The sequence below is a fragment of the Pseudoxanthomonas sp. YR558 genome, assembly GCF_900116385.1.
Lineage (GTDB): Bacteria > Pseudomonadota > Gammaproteobacteria > Xanthomonadales > Xanthomonadaceae > Pseudoxanthomonas_A.
Genome location: NZ_FPCI01000001.1, coordinates 1,039,395 through 1,057,467 on the forward strand (window position 1 = coordinate 1,039,395; position 18,073 = coordinate 1,057,467).

Consider the following 18,073-nt stretch of genomic DNA (forward strand, 5'->3'; position numbering starts at 1 on the left):
CCGCCCTTCTTCATTCGGGATGCAACGACGACGTCGCGACGATCACACCGTTGGCATCGGCATAGATCCAGTCGCCCGGCGCGATCGACAGGCCGGCGAACGCCACCGGCACCTCCACGTCGCCCAGGCCGCGCTTGTCGGTCTTCATCGGATGCGATGCCAGCGCCTGCACGCCGAGCGGCAAGGCGGCGAGCGCGTCCACATCGCGTACGCAGCCGAAGATCAGGAAACCGGACCAGCCGTGCTTCACCGCGTTCGCCGCGATCTGGTCGCCCAGCAGCGCACGCCGCAGCGAACCACCGCCATCGACCACGATCACCCGGCCTTCGCCCGGCGTCGCCGCCAGTTCACGCACGCGCGAGTTGTCCTCGAAACACTTCACCGTCACTGCCGGCCCGGCGAACGCAACGCGTCCGCCATAGCCGCGGAACACCGGCTCGGCGACCTGCACATCGGGGTACTGGTCGCACAGGTCGGGCGTGGTCCAGGACATGCGGGCTCTCCGGCGTGGGGTGGCCCGATGGTAACGCGGCGCTGACGGCCACCGCGCTATCCTGACTGCATGGACGATCTATTCGCTGCACCGCCGCCCACGGCCACCGACGGTATCCGCATCGGCATCGGCGGCTGGACCTTCGCGCCGTGGCGCAAGAATTTCTATCCCGATGGCCTGGTGCAGCGGCGCGAGCTCGAGTACGCCAGTCGTCAGCTGACCGCCATCGAGATCAACGGCACCTACTACAGCGCGCAGAAGCCGGCGACGTACGCCAGCTGGCGCGACCAGACGCCGGACGGCTTCGTGTTCTCGGCCAAGGCGCCCAAGCGGATCATGCAGTCGCGCTCGCTGGCGTCGACGCGGGCCCAGGTGGAGGATTTCGTCGGCGGCATCGCCGAACTGGGCCCGAAGCTGGGGCCGCTGGTCTGGCAGTTCGAAGCGGGACGACGCGTGGAGGCGGACGAACTCGATGCCTTCCTGGCGTTGCTCCCGCGCGACGTGGACGGTCGCCCGCTGCGGCACGCGCTGGAAGTCCGCGACCCCGCCGCCGTGGACGCGGACTTCATCGAACTCGCGCGACGCCACCAGGTCGCCACGGTCTTCACCGATTCCACCGACTACCCGTCCTTCGCCGACCTCACCGCGGATTTCGTCTACGCACGCCTGATGCGCTCGCAACCGATCGAGACCGGTTACCCGCCGAAGGAACTGACGCAATGGGCCGAACGCGCACGCGCCTGGTCGCGCGGTGAAGACATCGCCGAACTGCCGCACGTGGGCGAGCCTGCGCCCGTGCTGCCCCGGCGCGACGTGTTCCTGTACTTCATCAGCAGTGCGAAAGAACGCAACCCGGCGGCGGCGATGGCAATGATCCGCCAAGTCGCGAAGTAACCCTCAGTAGCGCAGCGGTCGCTTCGCGATGATCCAGGCGGCCACACCGACACCGACCACGCAGGTGAAGGCCACATAGTGCGCCGGCGCCAGCGGGCCCCATGCCTTCGACAACCAGGCGAGCAGCGGCGGGGTCAGCCCGCCGAACGCCGCTTACGCCACGTTGTAGGAAAACGACAGACCGGAAAAGCGCACTTCCGGTGGGAACGCAGCGACCATCAGCGCCGGCGTCACGCCGACCACGCCGCAGCAGAAGCCGGCCAGCGTGTACCACGCCACGAACTGCGTTTCATGCCCCGACAGCAGCGCGCCGTACAGCGCGTAGGCCGCCACGCCCAATCCCAGCGAACCCGACAGCAGCGCACGCCCCACTCCGATCCTGTCCACCGCCCAGCCGGCCGCGAGGCAGCCGAACACCAGCGCCAGCGTCGCCAGGCTGTTGCCGTGGAACGCGACCGCGGGCGCAATGCCGAAGCTGGTCTGCACCAGGGTCGGCGTCAGCAGCACGACGACGACGATCGCCGCCGTCAGCTGCCACGAGGCGAGGATCGACAGCAGCACGGCCGGCCGATGCGCGGCGAGCACCTGTTTGACGGGCACCTGGCGGGCGAGCTGCCGGCGTTCGCGCATCTCGACGAAGACCGGCGTTTCTTCCAGCCAGCGCCGCAGCCATACCGCGACAAAGCCGAATACGCCACCGATCAGGAATGGCACGCGCCACACCCACGCCTGCACCTCCGCGGCACTGTAGTGCGTGTTGATCCACGCGGCCAACAGCGAGCCGATCAGGATGCCGGCGGTCAGACCGGCGGTCAGCGTGGCGCAGGCAATGCCCACGCGGCTGCGCGGCACGTGCTCGGCCACGAACACCCAGGCACCCGGCACTTCGCCACCGACCGCGATGCCCTGCACGATCCGCATCGTCAGCAACAGCAACGGCGCCAATGCACCGACCTGCGCATGCGTGGGTAGCAGGCCGATCAACAGCGTCGGCACCGACATCATGAAAACGCTGAGCGTGAACATGCGCTTGCGACCCAGGCGGTCGCCGAAATGCGCCATCACGATGCCGCCCAGCGGACGCGCCACGTAACCGGCGGCAAAGATGCCGTACACCTGCAGCTGCGCCAACCACGGCGCGGTGCCGGGCGGGAAGAACAAGGCGCCCAGCGTCTTGGCGAAGAACACGAACACGACGAAGTCGTAGAACTCCAGCGCGCCACCCAGTGCCGACAGGCCGAGCGTCTTCGCATCGCGCCGGTCGAAGGGGCGTTGTACCGGAGCGACGGGTGTGTTCATTCGATCATCGGCAGGATGGGCGGCGGGCGACCATCGCACGCGGCCGTGCGGCCGTCCAGTTCACCGTGGCGATGCGCGCTTGCCGCCCAGCGCGCGATCCAGGCCCACGACGACCAACCCCAGCACGATGAACACGCCCATGACACCCAGCGCGTTGACGCTGACCCGTGCCCAGCCGAGCTGCCCTACGTCGATGAAGGGATAGGGGTACTCGCTCACCCACGCGCCGCGCAGGAACACCCAGATGACGTAGCCCAGCGGGAACAGCAGCCACCCCGCGACGTCGCGCCAGCACAGCGCACCGTGAGGCACGCAGGTCAGCCACCACGCCCAGTACGCCAGCGGCACTGCGTAGTGCAGGCCGGTGTCGGCCCACCATTGCGCGCCCTGCGGCTGCCACAGGTGGCGCAGGATGAAGAAATAGATGCTGCCGGTAACGCCGATGTAGAGCGCGACCGCACCGCGCACGCGGGCCTGCGCGAAGAAACCTGGACGCCCCGTGGCCGCGGTGAACGCGACCAGCGCCACCGCGATGTTGCTGAGGATGGTGAAGTAAGTGAAGAACCGCAGCGTGCCCAATCCCACGCCGAGGGTGTCGCGCGTCAGCTGCACGATCAGGATGTACTGCAGCGTCAGCGCCGACAGAGCCAGCAGCCCCACCAGGGCGGCGCAGGTACGGGATGCGACGGGAAGGCGTGCAGGCGACATCGGTCATCCTCGGTCCGCAGTGTCGCCAGCTTGCCACGGCGGACGCCTGGCCGGGAGTGGTCCCATCGCCAGCCGCGCAGTGCTTCGGCGACAATGGGCGGATGCCGATGACACCGACCGCCAAGGCCCAGCTGCAGATCCACCTGTGCGTCCTGCTGTGGGGCTTCACCCCCATCCTGGGCAAGATGATCAGCCTGTCGGCCCTGCCGCTGGTGTGGTGGCGCATGCTGATCGTGGTCGCGGCGCTGGCGCTGCTGCCGCGCGTCTGGCGCGGCCTGCGCGCAATGCCGGCGAAGCTGATGCTCGCGTACTGTGGCATCGGCCTGATCGTCGCCCTGCACTGGCTGACCTTCTACGGCGCGATCAAGCTGTCCAACGCCTCGGTCGCGGTGACCTGCATCGCCCTGGCACCGGCCTTCACCTCGGTGATCGAGCCGTGGCTGACGCGTCGCCCGTTCTCCTGGCGCGAACTGCTGTTCGGCATCGCGGTGCTGCCGGGCGTGGCGCTGGTCGTGGGCGGCATTCCCGATGGCATGCGCCTGGGCGTGCTGGTCGGCGCGCTGTCGGCGCTGCTGGTGGCCGTGTTCGGCCCGCTCAACAAGCGCCTGATCGACCACGGCGAGCCGCTGACCATCACCGGCCTGGAACTGGGCGCCGGCACGCTGCTGCTGACCGCACTCGCCCCGCTGATGCCGACGCTGTTCCCGGCCTTCGCAGGCGACCTGTTCGTGCTGCCCGGCCTGAAGGACGGCGCGCTGCTGGTGATCCTGTCGCTGGCGTGCACGCTGCTGCCGTTCGCGCTGTCGCTGGTCGCACTGAAGCACCTCAGCGCATACGGCGTGCAACTGGTGACCAACCTGGAACCGGTCTACGCCATCGTGCTGGCCATCGTGTTGCTGGGCGAACAGCGCGAACTGACGCCGTTGTTCTACCTCGGCGTGGGCATCATCCTGGCCGCGGTATTCCTGCACCCGCTGACCCAGCGCAGTAAGCGCATCGAACACCCGGAAGTGCTCGGTACCTCCGAGGCGAAGAACGTCGTCGACTGACGTGCTTTAGCGGGCGACGACCACCGGTACCTGGCTCGTCGCGATCACCTTCAGCGCCACCGAGCCGACGAACAGCTGCTTCAGCGCCCCGCGGCCGTGCGTGCCCATCACCACCAGGTCGGCCTTGCCCGATTTGGCCTGCTTGACGATGCTCTCGGCGGGCTCGCCCACCAGCACCTTTTCGACGAACGGGATCTGTGCACGCTTGAGCGCGGTCCGCGCCTTCTTCAGCGCGTACGCGCCGTTCTCCGCGTGGTAGCGCTCCACGCCGTCGCTGCCCAGTTCGAGCGCGACCGACCGCAGCAGCGGTGGATCGACGTACAGCAGGGTGACGGTCGGCGTCTCCGCCAACGACTTGCCAAGCTCCACCAGATGACGGACGGCGGTCAGGCCGATCTCGCTTCCATCCACGGCCAACAGGATCTTCATCGTCGTGCTCCGCAGGGGGCGGCCGCACGCTGCGCCGCCGACAGAGACACGATGCGTCAGTCCGCCGCAGCGCGCATTGATCCCGATCAACTCAGCGGGCGGCCACCACCACGCGGTCCCGGCCGTTACGCTTGGCCTCGTACAGCGCCTGGTCGGCACGACGGAACATGGTTTCCGCCGTATCCTCGCGCAGGCGCGCCGCCAGGCCGATGCTGACCGAGATCGGCAGGCCCATCGGCAGCAGGCCGACGCTCTGGCGCATGAATTCGCACTGCAGGCGCGCTTCTTCCAGCGTGGCGCCCGGCATCAGGATGACGAACTCCTCGCCGCCATGGCGCGCAGCCAGGCCGCGACCGGCGGCCTGCGCCTTCAGCATGTCGGCCAGGGCCACCAATACGCGATCGCCCTCGTCGTGCCCGTGGATGTCATTGACCGTCTTGAAATGGTCCACGTCCAGCACGGCCACCGCCAGCGGGTCTCCGCTCTGCGCGGCCTTCTGCATGGCACTGTCGAGTGCCGCGGCGAACGCGCGACGATTCGGCAACCCGGTCAGCGGATCGGTGCGCGTCTGTTCGGAGAGGTCCGCATTCTGCTGTTCCAGCTGGTCCTGGTAGAGCTGCATCTGCTGCTCGTACCAGGTCCGCTCGTGCAACTGGTGCCGCAGCTGCTTGCTCACGCGACGCAGTTCCAGCAACTGGACGATCTGCCGCGACAGTGCATCCAGCGCCTGCAGTTGGAAGGGCGCCAACTCGTGCGGCTTGTCGTCCACCACGCACAACGCGCCCAGCGCGAAGCCTTCCTGCGTCACCAGCGGCGCACCGGCGTAGAAACGGATGCCGTTCGCCGCGGTTACCAGCGGGTTGTCGGCGAAGCGATGGTCGCGGGTGGCGTCGGACACCACGGTCGCGGCGCCGGGGTCCAGCACGGTGTGCGCGCAGAACGAAGTCTCCAGCGACGGGTCCGGGCTTTCCATTCCGACCTGCGCCTTGAACCACTGGCGGTCGCGATCGATCAGCGTCACGGCCGCCATCGGCACGCCGCAGATGCCGGCGGCGATACGGACCAGGTCGTCGAAAGCCCGTTCGGGCTCGCTGTCGAGGATGTCGAAGCTGCGCAATGCAGCGAGGCGTTGTTCTTCGTTGTCGGGCTTGGGCGGTTTGCTCATGCCGGGCAATCGTTCACGTGGGGACGGGCGAAGTATGCCCGTCTTTGCCGGGATGGAAACCCCCACGGCGCCGAGCCGCGGAAGCCGTCACAGGCTTACCAGCTGTCCTGCTGCGGCAGCAGTCCACGCAGTTCCTGGTCGGTCAGGTTGCGCCAGCGTCCCGGCTTGAGGTCGCCCAGCTTGACGTTGTCGATGCGCACGCGGCGCAACTGGGTGACGCGGTAATCGAACGCCGCGGCCATCAGGCGGATCTGCCGGTTGAGGCCTTGCGTCAAGGTGATGCGGAAGCCGAACTTGGCGATGCGGCTGGTCCGGCACGGCAGCGTCGTTTCGCCATGCACGCGTACGCCCCGCGCCATGCCGCGCAGGAATTCGTCGGTCACCGGCTTGTTCACCGCCACCAGGTATTCCTTCTCGTGGCGATTCTCCGCGCGCAGGATCTGGTTGACGATGTCGCCGTTGCTGGTCAGCAGGATCAGCCCTTCCGAGTCCTTGTCGAGCCGGCCGATCGGAAAGATGCGCTGCTCGTGGCCGATGAAGTCCACGATGTTGTCCTTCACCGACGTTTCCGTGGTGCAGGTGATGCCCGCCGGCTTGTTCAGCACGATGTAGACATGCCGGCGCTTGCCGGCCTTCACGGCGCGCAGCTTGAGTGGCTGCCCGTCGACCAGAACCTCGTCGCCCTCGCCCACCACGGCGCCGGTGCCCGCGGGAATACCGTTGACGGTGACGCGCCGCTCGCCCAGCAGGCGGTCGGCTTCGCGGCGGGAGCAGAAGCCGGTGTCGGCGATGTATTTGTTGAGGCGGACGGTCATGCCGCCATTATCCGGGATCGGCAGGCCGGCGTCGCCGGCCCTGCGTTCAGGCCGGTTCCGCCACCGCCTCGTCGACCCGCGCCAGGTCCGCCAGCGGGCATGGCACGTGCACCGCATACCCCTGCACGTAGCCGATGCCGACCTCGCGCAACTGCGCCATCACCGCCTCCGACTCCACCCACTCGGCAATCGTCACCTTGCCCAGCGCCTGCCCCATCTGGCTCATCGAGCGTACCAGGGCGAGGTCGGATTCGCCCTTGGCGAGGTCGCGGATGAAGGCGCCATCGATCTTCAGGATGTCCACCGCCAATCGCTTGAGATAGCCGAACGACGACAACCCGCTGCCGAAATCGTCCAGCGCGATGCAGCAGCCGCGCGCCCGCATGCCGTCGATGAAGCGACAGGCATCGTCGAGGTTGGCGATCACCGCAGTCTCGGTGATTTCGAAACACAGGCGCTGCGCCACGCCGGGATGCTGGTCCAGCAGCAGGTTGACGTGGTCGAGGAAGGCCGGATCGGCGATCGACTGCGCGGACACGTTCACGTGGCAGAGATCCACGCGCGCGAGCTCTGCGGGGTGGCGGGCGAAGTGGCGGCACAGCGCGTCGATGACGGCGCGGTCCACCGCCATGCCCTGCCCGTAGCGCTCCATCGCCGGCAGGAATACGCCGGGTGCGTGGACGCGCCCTTCGCGGTCGCGCAGCCGCACCAGCACTTCGTACTGGAAGCGATCACCACCATCGAGCGCGACGATCTGCTGCGCATACAGCAGCAGGCGGTCTTCGGCGATGGCCAGTTGCGTATGCGCGACCCACTCGAGTTCGTGGCGGCGGCGCGACAGACTGGGGTCGGAGTCGCGATAGCAGCGGATGCGGTTGCGGCCTTCTTCCTTGGCCATGTAGCAGGCCGCGTCGGCGGCGCGCAGCAGCCAGTCGACGTCCACCGCCGCGTCGTTGATCTCGGCCACGCCGATACTGCAGTTGAGGCCGAACGCACGCCCGTTCCATTGGAACGAAGCCTCCGCCAGCGTGGCGTGGATGCGCGCCATCGCCGCCTCGGCTTCTTCCAGCGTGGTGTCGTGCAGGAGGATCGCGAATTCGTCGCCGCCCAGCCGGCCCAGCCAGTCGTCGCGGCGCAGTTGCGCCGCGACGCGGCTGGCGAAATGGCAGAGGAAGCGGTCGCCTGCTTCATGGCCGCAGGTGTCGTTGACCAGCTTGAACTGGTCCAGGTCGATGTAGCACAGCGTGTGCCGCCCCGCGCACCCCCGCGCCTGGCCCAGCGCGCACCCGAGGCGGCGGGCGATTTCGCGGCGATTGATCAGTCCGGTGAGTTCGTCGTGACTGGCCTGGTGTGCGATTTCGCAGGCGAGTTCGTGCGCATCGGACACGTCCTCCACCAGCACGAATACCCGATCGTCGCTCTGCGCGTTCGCCGCCACCACCGAAGCGGTCCATCGGACCCAACGCACTTCGCCATCCTGCCGCACCAACCGGCGTTCGCCGGGTTCGAGCAGACGGTCCCAGTCGATTCCGCCCTTCGCATCCAGCCGCACGTCGTCGGCATGCAGCACGTCGTGCAGCCGCAGCGCCCGGATCTCCTGCAGCGCCCTGCCCAGGATCTGCGCGAGCGCCTCGTTGGCCTGGGTGAAGCGCCCATCGCGGTCCAGCTTCAGCATGCCTACCGCGGACTGGTGGAAGGCCATGCGGAATTCGCTTTCGGTTTCGCGCACTCGCCGCAGCGTCTTGCGCATCACATGGAGCGCGTAAGCGCACAACACGAGGAACGCCAACGCACTGAGCGCCAGCAACACATGCCGCATGAAGTCCGCGCCGTCGGCGAGCGAGCGCGAGAAGGCGATCTCGCGTGGACGCAGGCGGGCGTCGATCGCGGTGAGTTCGCGCTGGTACGCCAGCACTTCGTCGGCATCCAGACTGCGCGCGGCCTGCTGCGCTTCCAGTTCGTCGGCCAGGCGCACCAGCTGCAGGATCTCCACCTCGGCTTCGCGCCACAGGCGGACGGAATCGCGGAAGTACGGCGCGCCGCTGAGCCCGCGGTACATGCGGATCAGGCGATCGAGATTGCCGGGCGCATTGCCTCCCTGCAGGAAGCCCGCTCGCGCGGCGGCCACGTCCACCGGCGTCTGCTCCAGCGCCAAGCGTGCCGCGCGATCGCCCAGCGGCACCTGCAGGGAGGCGCGCGCTTCCGCCAGATCGGCGGCATCGCCATGGCTGGCGTAGCGGTAGAGGCTATGCACGGCACGCTGCTGGGCCTTGGACCAGTGGCTCTCGCCGATGATGTAAGCGGTCGCGCCGGCCTGGGTCTCCAGGATCGCGGCCGTCAGCAAGGCGCCCAGCGCGGACAGCAGGATCAACACCATCACCCGTGCGGGCAGGCGCTTCAGGCCCCTGTCGATGTCGGTGCCGGCGGGGTCGCCGACCGATGCTGCGTCCTTGTTGTCCACGTACCGCTCCCGTCGGTGCTGCCCGTCTGCAGGCGCCGCACACGCAGGCCCCCGCGCTCGTTCATCGGCCCCGCCGACGCCGGCTTGAGGGTGGCGAGGGCTTTCGACGCGATCGGCCGACCAGTGGTCGTGCCGCGTCAGGTGTTGCCGTCCAGGGCGGCTTCGGCTTCGACCACCTGGTCGCGCCCGGCGCGCTTGGCGCGATACATCGCGGCATCCGCGCGACGCAGCAGCGATGCCGCATCGGCGTCATCCGCTGTGAAGGCGGCCAAGCCGATGCTCGCGGTCACCGCCAGGCCGGCGATGGCCAAGCCCTCGCCCGCGGCACTGACCTGCACACGCATCTGCTCCAGGCGCGCGCGCGCGGCATCGCCGCCGACGCCGGGCAGCAGCACCAGGAACTCCTCACCGCCCATCCGGATCACGTCCGCCGGCGTCCTTACCGCGGCGGTCAGCGTGCCGGCCACGGCCACCAGCACGCGGTCGCCGACCGCATGCCCGTGGACGTCGTTGATGCGCTTGAACAGGTCGATGTCCAGGAAGCCCACCGACAAGGCACCCGCCCCGTTGCGGGCATCGGCCATGTGCTGCTCCAGGCGTTTCAGGCCGGCGCGCCGGTTCGGCAGGCCGGTGAGTTCGTCGGTGTCGGCCAGCGCGCGCATCTCGTCGCGCTGCCGGCGCAGGTGGCCCAGCCGCAGGTTCAGCACGTAGGCGCTGACGGTCAGGAACCAGGTGATCGAGAACTGGATCGCCTCCACCCGGTATTCGATCAGGAGCCGGTTGTCGGCCATGTCCATGACCGTCATCGCCAGGAACGGCAGCACCGCGGCGATCGCGGCGAGCGCATCGGCGCGGCGGCGGCGCAGGCTGGCCAGGCCCAGCACGAGGATCGCCGCGCACCCAAGCGCGAACGCGGCGTCCATGCCCACCGCCAGGCGCGAGAGCGTGCCCAACGGCAGCCACAGCGCGGCCAGTGCGGTCGCGCAGATCGCGGCGGTCAGCCACGGCAGCCAACGCTCGGTCGTGGGCCAGGTGCGCGCGGCACCAACCAGCAGCCACATCACGTACAGCAGCACCGGCAGGCCCAGGCACGAGAACGCCACCAGCCAGCGCGACTCCTGGTCGCCGATCGGCAACCACGGTTCGGGATATCCGCTCAGCCCGCTGAGCACGGCCTGTCCCAGCACCATGAGCGTGCACAGCAGCGTGTAACCGAGGAACACGCGGTCGCGCGTGCTCAGGAAGCCCATCAGCGCCATGAACGCCAGCGCGATGGCGATGGCCAGGCACGAGGTGCGCACCAGCAGGCGCGCGGTGTCGAACTGCTGCACCGGGCTCGGCGCGCCGATCCGCACGGTGGGGATCCAGCCGGGCTTCAGGGGCGCTGCCCAGGCGACCTGGATGGGTTCGTGGTTGCCCGCGGGAGGCACCACCACCATGCCGACGCCGGCACGGAAACGGGAATCGCGCGTGCGCGCATCGTGCATGCGCCCGCAGATCTCGCGGTCGCCGTGGTGCACCCGGACTTCACCGGCGAAGATGTTGAAGACGTTGATCGCCTGCGGCGCGCCGGACCAGCCTTGGGGCGGCGCGGGGATCTCGACCCGCTCGGTCAGTTCGGCCTGCATCGCGGGCGTACAGTGACGCTGCGGGGCCTGTTCCGACGTGGGCGCGCCGGTCACCAGGTAGTCCCGGCCGACCTGCGGCGCGGCCAGGGCCAGGCACGGCAATGTACAGAGCAGCATCAGCCACCCTGCGATCACGCCTCGTTGCCTCCCCGATCCCTTCACGAACACTCCGGTACGTCGCCGCTTCCCGACACCCGGTGCGCTGGCTTGCGTCTACGAAATGCAACTTCCATGCCACCTACCGGCGCCCCCGCGCCAGCCGGCGATCCTCACTCCTGCCGCGGCGGTCCCTTGCGGTGCGGCTTGGCGGCCGGCTTGCCCGCTCCGAACGGCTTGTCGCCGCGCGGCTTGCCCTTGCCGGCGCCTGGGCCACCGAACTTGCGCGGCGGCGCGGCACCCGCACCGCCGCCCTCGCCGGGCTTGTGGATGCGGAGCTGCTGGCCCGACACCCAGACCTTCTTCAGGTGCATCAGCACCTCGCGCGGCATGCCTTCGGGCAGATCGAGCGTGGTGTGGTCGTGCTGGATGTCGATCCGGCCGATGTAGCGGCTTTCCAGCCCGGCCTCGTTGGCGATGGCGCCGACGATGTTGGCCGGTTTCACGCCATGGGCGTGGCCCACTTCGATCCGGTAAGTCTCCATGCCCACGTCCGGCGCGGTGCGCGGCGGCTTGTCGGCGCGCGGACGGTCGACGTCCGGACGCTCGATCTTCGAACGCTCGGGCTTTTCGAAGCTGCGCGCCGGGCGCTCGCCCGGTGCGTCGTCATGGCGGCGCGGACGGTCCTCGCGCTCGCGGCGCGGGGCGTTGCCGTAGGTCTCGTTGCGCACCGGGCGCTGTTCGCGCGGGGTGCGCTCCTGCGACAGCAACAGCGGCGTGTCGCCCTGCACCAGCTGCGCCAGCGCGGCGGCGATGTCCACGGCCGGCACGTTCTGCTCGCGCTCGTAGCGCTCGATCAGCGCGCGGAATTCGCCCGCCTTGCCCGATGCCAGCGTGTCGGTGATGCGCGAGAGGAACTTCTCCACGCGGCGGTCGTTCACCGCTTCCACGCTGGGCAGCTGCATCTCTTCGATCGGCTGGCGCGTGGCGCGCTCGATCGAGCGCAGCATGCCCTTCTCGCGCGGGGTGACGAACAGGATCGCATCGCCGCTGCGACCGGCACGGCCGGTGCGGCCGATGCGGTGCACGTAGCTTTCGGTGTCGTACGGGATGTCGTAGTTCAGCACGTGGCTGATCCGCTCCACGTCCAGGCCGCGCGCCGCCACGTCGGTGGCCACCAGGATGTCGAGCTTGCCGTCCTTGAGCTGCTGGATGGTCTTCTCGCGCGCCGCCTGCTGCATGTCGCCGTTGATCGCCGCGGCGGCCAGCCCGCGCGCCTGCAGCTTGTCGGCCAGTTCCTCGGTCGCCGCCTTGGTGCGGGCGAAGACGATCATGCCGTCGAACGGTTCAACTTCCAGGATGCGGGTCAGCGCATCCAGCTTGTGCATGCCGCTGACCCACCAGTAACGCTGGCGGATGTTCGCCGAGGTCGTGGTCTTGGCCGCGATGTTCACCTCGACCGGTTCCTTCAGATAGGTCTGGGCGATGCGGCGGATGGCGGGCGGCATGGTCGCCGAGAACAGCGCCACCTGGCGCGTTTCCGGCGTCTTCTTCAGCACGGTTTCGACGTCGTCGATGAAGCCCATGCGCAGCATTTCATCGGCTTCGTCCAGCACCAGCGTGGTCAGGCCGGAGAGGTCCAACGAACCGCGCTCGAGGTGGTCGATCACGCGGCCGGGCGTACCGACGACGACATGCACGCCGCGCTTCAGCGCCTGCAGCTGCGGGTAGTAGCTCTGGCCGCCGTAGATCGGCAGCACGTGGAAGCCCGGGATCTTCGACGCGTATTTCTGGAACGCCTCGGCCACCTGGATGGCCAGCTCGCGCGTGGGCGCCAGCACCAGCGCCTGTGGGCGATCGGCGTTCAGGTTGATGTTGGCCAACACCGGCAGCGCGAACGCCGCGGTCTTGCCGGTACCGGTCTGCGCCGTGCCCAGCACGTCGCGCCCGCCCAGCATGGCGGGGATGGTCGCGGCCTGGATCGGCGACGGGCTTTCGTAGCCCACCTCGGTGACGGCCGCCATGACGGGCGCGGACAGGCCGAGATCGGCGAACAACAGGGGGGCGGGCGAAGGGGATTCGGTAGACATGCGGGGACTCCGGGGCGTCGCGGAGCCGCACGCCGAGCCGCGTATTGTGCGCCTTCGGGGGGGCTCCTGTCGCGTTGCAGCACGCGATGCCCCGGATTCTGCCGGGAGCGGCGTGATTTTTCCGCCACGGCGGCGAATCACTTCCTGACCGCACAATCGACCCGGTGCCGGAATGGAAACGACCCTCGCCATGACTTCCCCGACGGACACGGAAGCCCGTGAAAGCTTCCAGGCCCTGCTGCAGGCCCATCGCGGCATCGTCGCCAAGGTCGCCGGCACCTATGCCTGGCACTCGGACGACCGCGACGACCTGATGCAGGAGATCGCCACCCAGTTGTGGCGCGCGTGGCCCGGCTACGACCCGCAACGCCCGGCGGCGACCTGGATGTACCGGATCGCGCTGAACGTGGCGATCTCGTATGTGCGCGGCCGGACACGCGGCGTGCAACCGGAGGCCTGGAACGAGGACCACCACGACCTCGCCGACCCGCGCGCACACGACCACGAGGGGCGCCAGCAGGTCGACCTGCTCTATCGCTTCATCCAGGCACAGCCGCCGCTCGATCGTGCCCTGCTGCTGCTCTACCTGGAGGACCGCAGCCATCGCGAGATGGCCGACGTGCTGGGCCTGAGCGAAACCAACGTCGCCACCAAGATCAGCCGGCTGAAGCAGCGGCTGCGCCAGGAACTCTGACCCCATGACCTCTTCCCACGGAATCGCCACGATGGAACCCGATGATCTGAAACTGGCGTGGCAGACGCTGTCGCGCCGCCTGGAGCGTCACGACGCGCTGCAGACCCACGTATTGCTGGAACAGCGCAAGCAGAAGGCGCTCACCAGCCTGCGCCCGCTGTTCTGGGGCCAGATGGTGCAGACGCTGTTCGGCGCGCCCTTCATCCTGCTGGCCGCGCTGCTCTGGATCCGCGGCGGGCAGTCGGCCGACGGGTTGCCGTGGACCACGGTGGTGGCCGGCATCGTCGTGCAGCTGTACGGCATCGCCACGGTCGCGATGGCGGGCCAGACGATGCACCGCATCCGCGAGATCGATTACGCCCAGCCCATCGTCGACATCCAGAAGCGGCTGGCCACGCTGCGGCGTACCTACCTCGTCAACGGCATGCTGGCCGGGCTGCCGTGGTGGTTCATGTGGGTGCCGCTGCTGATGGTCATGGCGGGACTGGGCGGCACCGACCTGTACGCACGCGCGCCCGGCATGGTCTGGATCGGGATGGGGGTGGGCGTGGCAGGTCTGCTGGGCACGCTGTGGCTGCACCGCTGGTCGCGCAATCCGGCGCGCCCGCGCCTGGCCAAGTTCATGGACGACAGCGTCACCGGCACCAGCCTGCGCCGGGCCCAGGCGCAGATCGACGACGTGGCGCGTTTCGAAGTCGAGTGAGCGCGCAGGCCGTCGCTTACACTGCGCGCATGCACACCCTCGATTTCGACCTCGACCGCGACCACGTGGAACTCAACCAGCTGCTGAAACTGGTCGGCCTGGCCGACAGTGGCGGCCAGGGCAAGGCCATCGTCGCCAGCGGCGAGGTGACGGTGGATGGCGTGGTGGAACTGCGCAAGACCGCGAAGATCCGCGCTGGCCAGGTCGTCCGCGTCGGCGATGCCGAGATCCGGGTGGTGGGGGTCGAGGGCTAGGCCCTCCTTCCTGCACGACGGCACGTCGCTCGACTCACACCAAGTCTCGTTCTACTCACACAAAGCCTCAGCGGTGAGCCTTTTTTGGCTGGCGCGTGAGTGAAAAAGCCTCGCTCGACACTCACCAAGCCTCGCTCGACTCACACAAAGCCTCAGCGGTGAGCCTTTTTTGGTCTGGTGAGTGAGCGAAAAAGCCTCGCTCGACGCTCACTAGGCCTCGTTCCCGTCAAACAAAGCCTCGGCGTTGAGCCTTTTCGCCTGGCGCGAGAGTGAAAAAGCCTCAACGCTCCGCCCCGCGGGCGGACGCCACTCAGTGTGCGGTGCCCGCCTCGGGCTGCGCGGTACCGGCCGCATCCTCGGGCGCGGCTTCCACGTCGGCCAGGCGGTCGAATTCGGACAGCGGGCTGTCGGCCGGGCACTTCGCATCCGGGAACTGGAAACGTCCGCGCAGTTCGAGGCCGCAGGCCTGCATCTCGTCCAGGCCGGCACCGGCGGTCTTGCACTCGGTGTCGAAGCTGCGCATGAAGGCATCGCGCCGGTTGACGAAATCGGCGCCGCAGCGACGCATCAGTTGCAGGCGATCCAGGTCGTCCTGGGCCGCGTTGGTGCCGTCCAGGCCGTATTCCTGCAGCTCGTCCTTGCTCAGCAGGCGCAACCGGCGGTTGGGCACGGTCATCATCAGGTCGGCCACGGCCACCGCAACGCCGTTGCGCGACAGGTAATCCTTCACCCGGTCGTAAACGCCGCGGAGTTCCTCGTTGAGCTCGCTGCGGGTGGTGGCGGTGGAGCTCATGCGGATGATCCGGTGCACGCCGACCTTGCCGGAGATCATCCGGTTGTCGCCCGCACCCAGCACGAACACGCAGGCGCTATGGCAGACCGAACCCTCGCGCACCCAGATCGTCCAGCCGCTGGCACCGATCGCATCGCCCGCGCGGATGGCGTCCTCCACCTGTCCACCGGCCGAATCCAGGTCCAGGATGCGCTTGTGGATGCCCATGCGGTCGGCGATGTCGGCCACGCGCTGGACCAGGTCGGTGAAGTCGGCCGCGATCTTGCCCTGGTAGCGCAAGCGCAACACGCCGCCCTTCTGGCATGGCGACAAGGCATCGACCACGCTGAAGAACGCCAGCGATTCCAGCGGTACGCCGTCGCCGTCTTCGGTGGTGTAGTCGGCCTGGCAGCTGACATGCGCCGTGCCCGAGGCCACCTTGGCCGTCGGCCATTCCGTCGGCAATGCACTTTCGGATTTGGGCGCCCCGATCACCACGGGGTCGGTGGACACCGCGCCGTCGCCGCGCTCGGCCTGCTGCGCGGGCGTGTCCTTCGGCGGCTCGACCGGCGCCTGCGCCAGTGCGTCGGGCGCCACGTCAGGCGCATCCATGCGGCAGCCCGCCAACGGGAGCATGGCCAGCAGCAGGAGTAACGTCAGGGGGAAAAGGCGGGACAGCATCCGGTCGTTCGCACAACGCCCGCGTGCATGCACGCGGGCCTGATGGGGGTTCGCCCCTAGTCTAGTGTGAATCGGATGCGCCAGCCCTGCCCTGCGATGAACCCGCGCCGCGCACGGTCACAGCAACGCCCACAGCACCTGCAGCAGGCCCCACAGCGAGACCGCCCACACCACGGTGCGCAGGTACGGCACGCCGAAGGCATACAGCGGCACGTACACCAGGCGCGCCCAGAAGTAGCACTGCGCACCCAGTGCCGTGGTGGCGTCGCCGCGCTCCAGCGCAACGACCGCAAGCACAGCGGCGGCGAAGAACGGAAAGGTTTCCAGGAAATTGCGCAGCGCGCGGTCCACCCGCGCCGCCGCACCGGTCAGTGGCGGCAGCACCGCATCGCGCGCGCCGACATTCCACTTCAGGCCGCGCTGGTGCGTGGTCAGCGTCGCGCCCAGCAGTACGTGCACCAGGCCCAGGGCGACGGACCAGGCCAGCATCTTCAGTTCGATCGGCATTGCGGACGCTCCGGTGAAAGGTCCGCGGACTATAGGGCCTGCCAGCGCGCGACGCCGCAATCCCGCATCGGTGCGATGACCGAGCGGGCATCTGCGCACGCCGGTGCAATCGGCGCGCAAACCGGGATGGGAAGGTGATGGCATCGCCACCCTCACCCCGGATTACCTCCCATGCCGGACACTCCCCACGACATCGACCTGCAACGACGGCAGCTGATGCTCGCCGGCACCGTCCTTGCGGGCGCCACCCTGCTGCCACTGGCGGCCTGCAGCCGCAACGACGCGCCGGCATCGACCGCATCGCCGCTTCCTCCCCCTTCCCCCACCCTCGAGAGAACCGCCATGGGCCTGTTCACCACCAAAGACGACGTGCAGATCTACTTCAAGGACTGGGGCCCGAAAGACGGCCCGGTCGTGACGCTCAGCCACGGCTGGCCGTTGAATGCGGACAGTTGGGAATCGCAGGCCTACCACTTGGCGGCGAACGGCTTCCGCGTGATCGCGCACGACCGCCGCGGTCACGGGCGCTCCAGCCAGCCGTGGGATGGCAACGACATGGATCATTACGCCGACGACCTGGCGCAGCTGATCGAACACCTGGACCTCAAGGACATCACGATGTTCGGCTTCTCCACCGGCGGTGGCGAAGTGGCACGCTACATCGGCCGCCATGGCACCCAACGCGTGAAGAAGGCCGGCCTGGTGTCCGCGGTGCCGCCGCTGATGCTGAAGACCGAGGCCAATCCGGGGGGCCTGCCGATCGACGTGTTCGACGGCATCCGCGCCGGCCTGCTGGCCAACCGTTCGCAGCTGTTCAAGGACATTCCGAGCGGTCCGTTCTTCGGCTACAACCGTCCGGGTGCGAAGCCCTCGCAGGGCGTGATCGATGCGTGGTGGCTGCAAGGCATGATGGGCGGGCACAAGAACACGTACGACAGCATCAAGGCGTTCTCGGAAACCGATTTCACCGAGGACCTGAAGAAGTTCGACGTGCCGACCATCATCATCCACGGCGACGACGACCAGATCGTGCCGATCGATGCCGCTGCGCGCGCCTCGGCCAAGCTGGTGAAGAACAGCCAGCTGGTGATCTATCCCGGCGCGCCACACGGCATCACCGACACGCACAAGGACAAGCTCAACGCCGACATGCTGGCGTTCGCCAAGAGCTGATCGCCGCACCGACCGGCGCGCGTGATCGCGCGCCGGTTCTGCCTGCCCCGTTCACCCATTGCACGGGCCGCGCTTGCGGCCCGGCGGCGATTTCGGTATCACGGTCCCCGGGGCGTCGGCCCCGCAGGGGAAGGCATTGGCAATACACCAGGACCTATGGCG

General features: G+C 68.5%; 17 protein-coding genes. 6 read left to right on the plus strand and 11 right to left on the minus strand.

Annotated features, from left to right (window positions below; genetic code table 11):
* Positions 1–10: 10 nt before the first annotated feature.
* Positions 11–493 (minus strand): ribonuclease E activity regulator RraA, encoded by a 483-nt coding sequence (gene rraA / locus BM365_RS04990; protein ID WP_093487136.1) that lies wholly within the window; start codon positions 491–493, stop codon positions 11–13.
* A gap of 69 nt (positions 494–562) precedes the next feature.
* On the opposite strand from rraA, the gene BM365_RS04995 reads away from it, so the two are divergent.
* Complete coding sequence (locus BM365_RS04995) at positions 563–1,387, plus strand: DUF72 domain-containing protein (RefSeq protein ID WP_093487138.1); 825 nt, start codon at positions 563–565, stop codon at positions 1,385–1,387.
* Between the two features lie 153 nt (positions 1,388–1,540).
* Here BM365_RS04995 and BM365_RS05000 read toward each other — a convergent pair whose 3' ends face one another.
* Together BM365_RS05000 and BM365_RS05005 are read right to left on the minus strand one after the other, a co-directional pair.
* Positions 1,541–2,686 carry an MFS transporter gene (locus tag BM365_RS05000; protein WP_343124172.1) on the minus strand — a complete coding sequence of 382 codons (1,146 nt, stop codon included), beginning with the start codon at positions 2,684–2,686 and terminating at the stop codon, positions 1,541–1,543.
* 60 nt (positions 2,687–2,746) lie between these two features.
* Positions 2,747–3,394 carry a Pr6Pr family membrane protein gene (locus BM365_RS05005; protein ID WP_139227328.1) on the minus strand — a complete coding sequence of 216 codons (648 nt, stop codon included), beginning with the start codon at positions 3,392–3,394 and terminating at the stop codon, positions 2,747–2,749.
* Between the two features lie 101 nt (positions 3,395–3,495).
* On the opposite strand from BM365_RS05005, the gene BM365_RS05010 reads away from it, so the two are divergent.
* Entirely contained in the window at positions 3,496–4,443 is a 948-nt protein-coding gene (locus BM365_RS05010; RefSeq protein ID WP_093487142.1) for a DMT family transporter, read from the plus strand.
* 6 nt (positions 4,444–4,449) lie between these two features.
* Here the strand turns inward: BM365_RS05010 and BM365_RS05015 are convergent, their stop codons facing one another.
* The 6 genes from BM365_RS05015 to BM365_RS05040 all read right to left on the minus strand — a co-directional run bounded on the left by BM365_RS05015 (position 4,450) and on the right by BM365_RS05040 (position 13,127).
* Positions 4,450–4,872, minus strand: a complete 423-nt coding sequence (locus BM365_RS05015; RefSeq protein ID WP_139227330.1) for a universal stress protein — start codon at positions 4,870–4,872, stop codon at positions 4,450–4,452.
* Between the two features lie 91 nt (positions 4,873–4,963).
* Complete coding sequence (locus BM365_RS05020; protein ID WP_093487146.1) at positions 4,964–6,037, minus strand: sensor domain-containing diguanylate cyclase; 1,074 nt, start codon at positions 6,035–6,037, stop codon at positions 4,964–4,966.
* 95 nt (positions 6,038–6,132) lie between these two features.
* The gene (locus tag BM365_RS05025; RefSeq protein WP_093487147.1) at positions 6,133–6,852 is read right to left on the minus strand and encodes a pseudouridine synthase; all 720 of its coding nucleotides are present in this window, start codon (positions 6,850–6,852) and stop codon (positions 6,133–6,135) included.
* Between the two features lie 46 nt (positions 6,853–6,898).
* On the minus strand, positions 6,899–9,313 hold the full coding sequence (locus BM365_RS05030) for a putative bifunctional diguanylate cyclase/phosphodiesterase (protein WP_093487149.1): 2,415 nt from the start codon (positions 9,311–9,313) through the stop codon (positions 6,899–6,901).
* 137 nt (positions 9,314–9,450) lie between these two features.
* Positions 9,451–11,076, minus strand: coding sequence for a sensor domain-containing diguanylate cyclase (locus tag BM365_RS05035; RefSeq protein WP_233210765.1), 1,626 nt, complete (start codon positions 11,074–11,076; stop codon positions 9,451–9,453).
* Between the two features lie 134 nt (positions 11,077–11,210).
* The gene (locus tag BM365_RS05040) at positions 11,211–13,127 is read right to left on the minus strand and encodes a DEAD/DEAH box helicase (protein WP_093487153.1); all 1,917 of its coding nucleotides are present in this window, start codon (positions 13,125–13,127) and stop codon (positions 11,211–11,213) included.
* Between the two features lie 190 nt (positions 13,128–13,317).
* Between BM365_RS05040 and BM365_RS05045 the strand changes: the two genes are divergently transcribed.
* From BM365_RS05045 to BM365_RS05055, 3 genes are read left to right on the plus strand one after another with little or no spacing between them, the layout of a single operon-like run.
* Entirely contained in the window at positions 13,318–13,821 is a 504-nt protein-coding gene (locus BM365_RS05045) for an RNA polymerase sigma factor (RefSeq protein ID WP_093489503.1), read from the plus strand.
* A gap of 4 nt (positions 13,822–13,825) precedes the next feature.
* Positions 13,826–14,524: a serine/threonine protein kinase gene (locus tag BM365_RS05050; protein WP_233210764.1), complete on the plus strand. Its 699-nt coding sequence runs from the start codon at positions 13,826–13,828 to the stop codon at positions 14,522–14,524.
* Positions 14,525–14,553: 29 nt separating this feature from the next.
* Positions 14,554–14,778 carry an RNA-binding S4 domain-containing protein gene (locus tag BM365_RS05055; protein ID WP_093489505.1) on the plus strand — a complete coding sequence of 75 codons (225 nt, stop codon included), beginning with the start codon at positions 14,554–14,556 and terminating at the stop codon, positions 14,776–14,778.
* A gap of 310 nt (positions 14,779–15,088) precedes the next feature.
* Here BM365_RS05055 and BM365_RS05060 read toward each other — a convergent pair whose 3' ends face one another.
* Both BM365_RS05060 and BM365_RS05065 read right to left on the minus strand, forming a co-directional pair.
* Complete coding sequence (locus BM365_RS05060) at positions 15,089–16,231, minus strand: COG3904 family protein (RefSeq protein ID WP_093487157.1); 1,143 nt, start codon at positions 16,229–16,231, stop codon at positions 15,089–15,091.
* Between the two features lie 117 nt (positions 16,232–16,348).
* Positions 16,349–16,738: an MAPEG family protein gene (locus BM365_RS05065; RefSeq protein ID WP_093487159.1), complete on the minus strand. Its 390-nt coding sequence runs from the start codon at positions 16,736–16,738 to the stop codon at positions 16,349–16,351.
* Between the two features lie 342 nt (positions 16,739–17,080).
* Here BM365_RS05065 and BM365_RS05070 point away from each other — a divergent pair, with 342 nt between their 5' ends.
* Positions 17,081–17,911 (plus strand): alpha/beta fold hydrolase, encoded by an 831-nt coding sequence (locus tag BM365_RS05070; protein ID WP_199186250.1) that lies wholly within the window; start codon positions 17,081–17,083, stop codon positions 17,909–17,911.
* Positions 17,912–18,073: the final 162 nt, after the last annotated feature.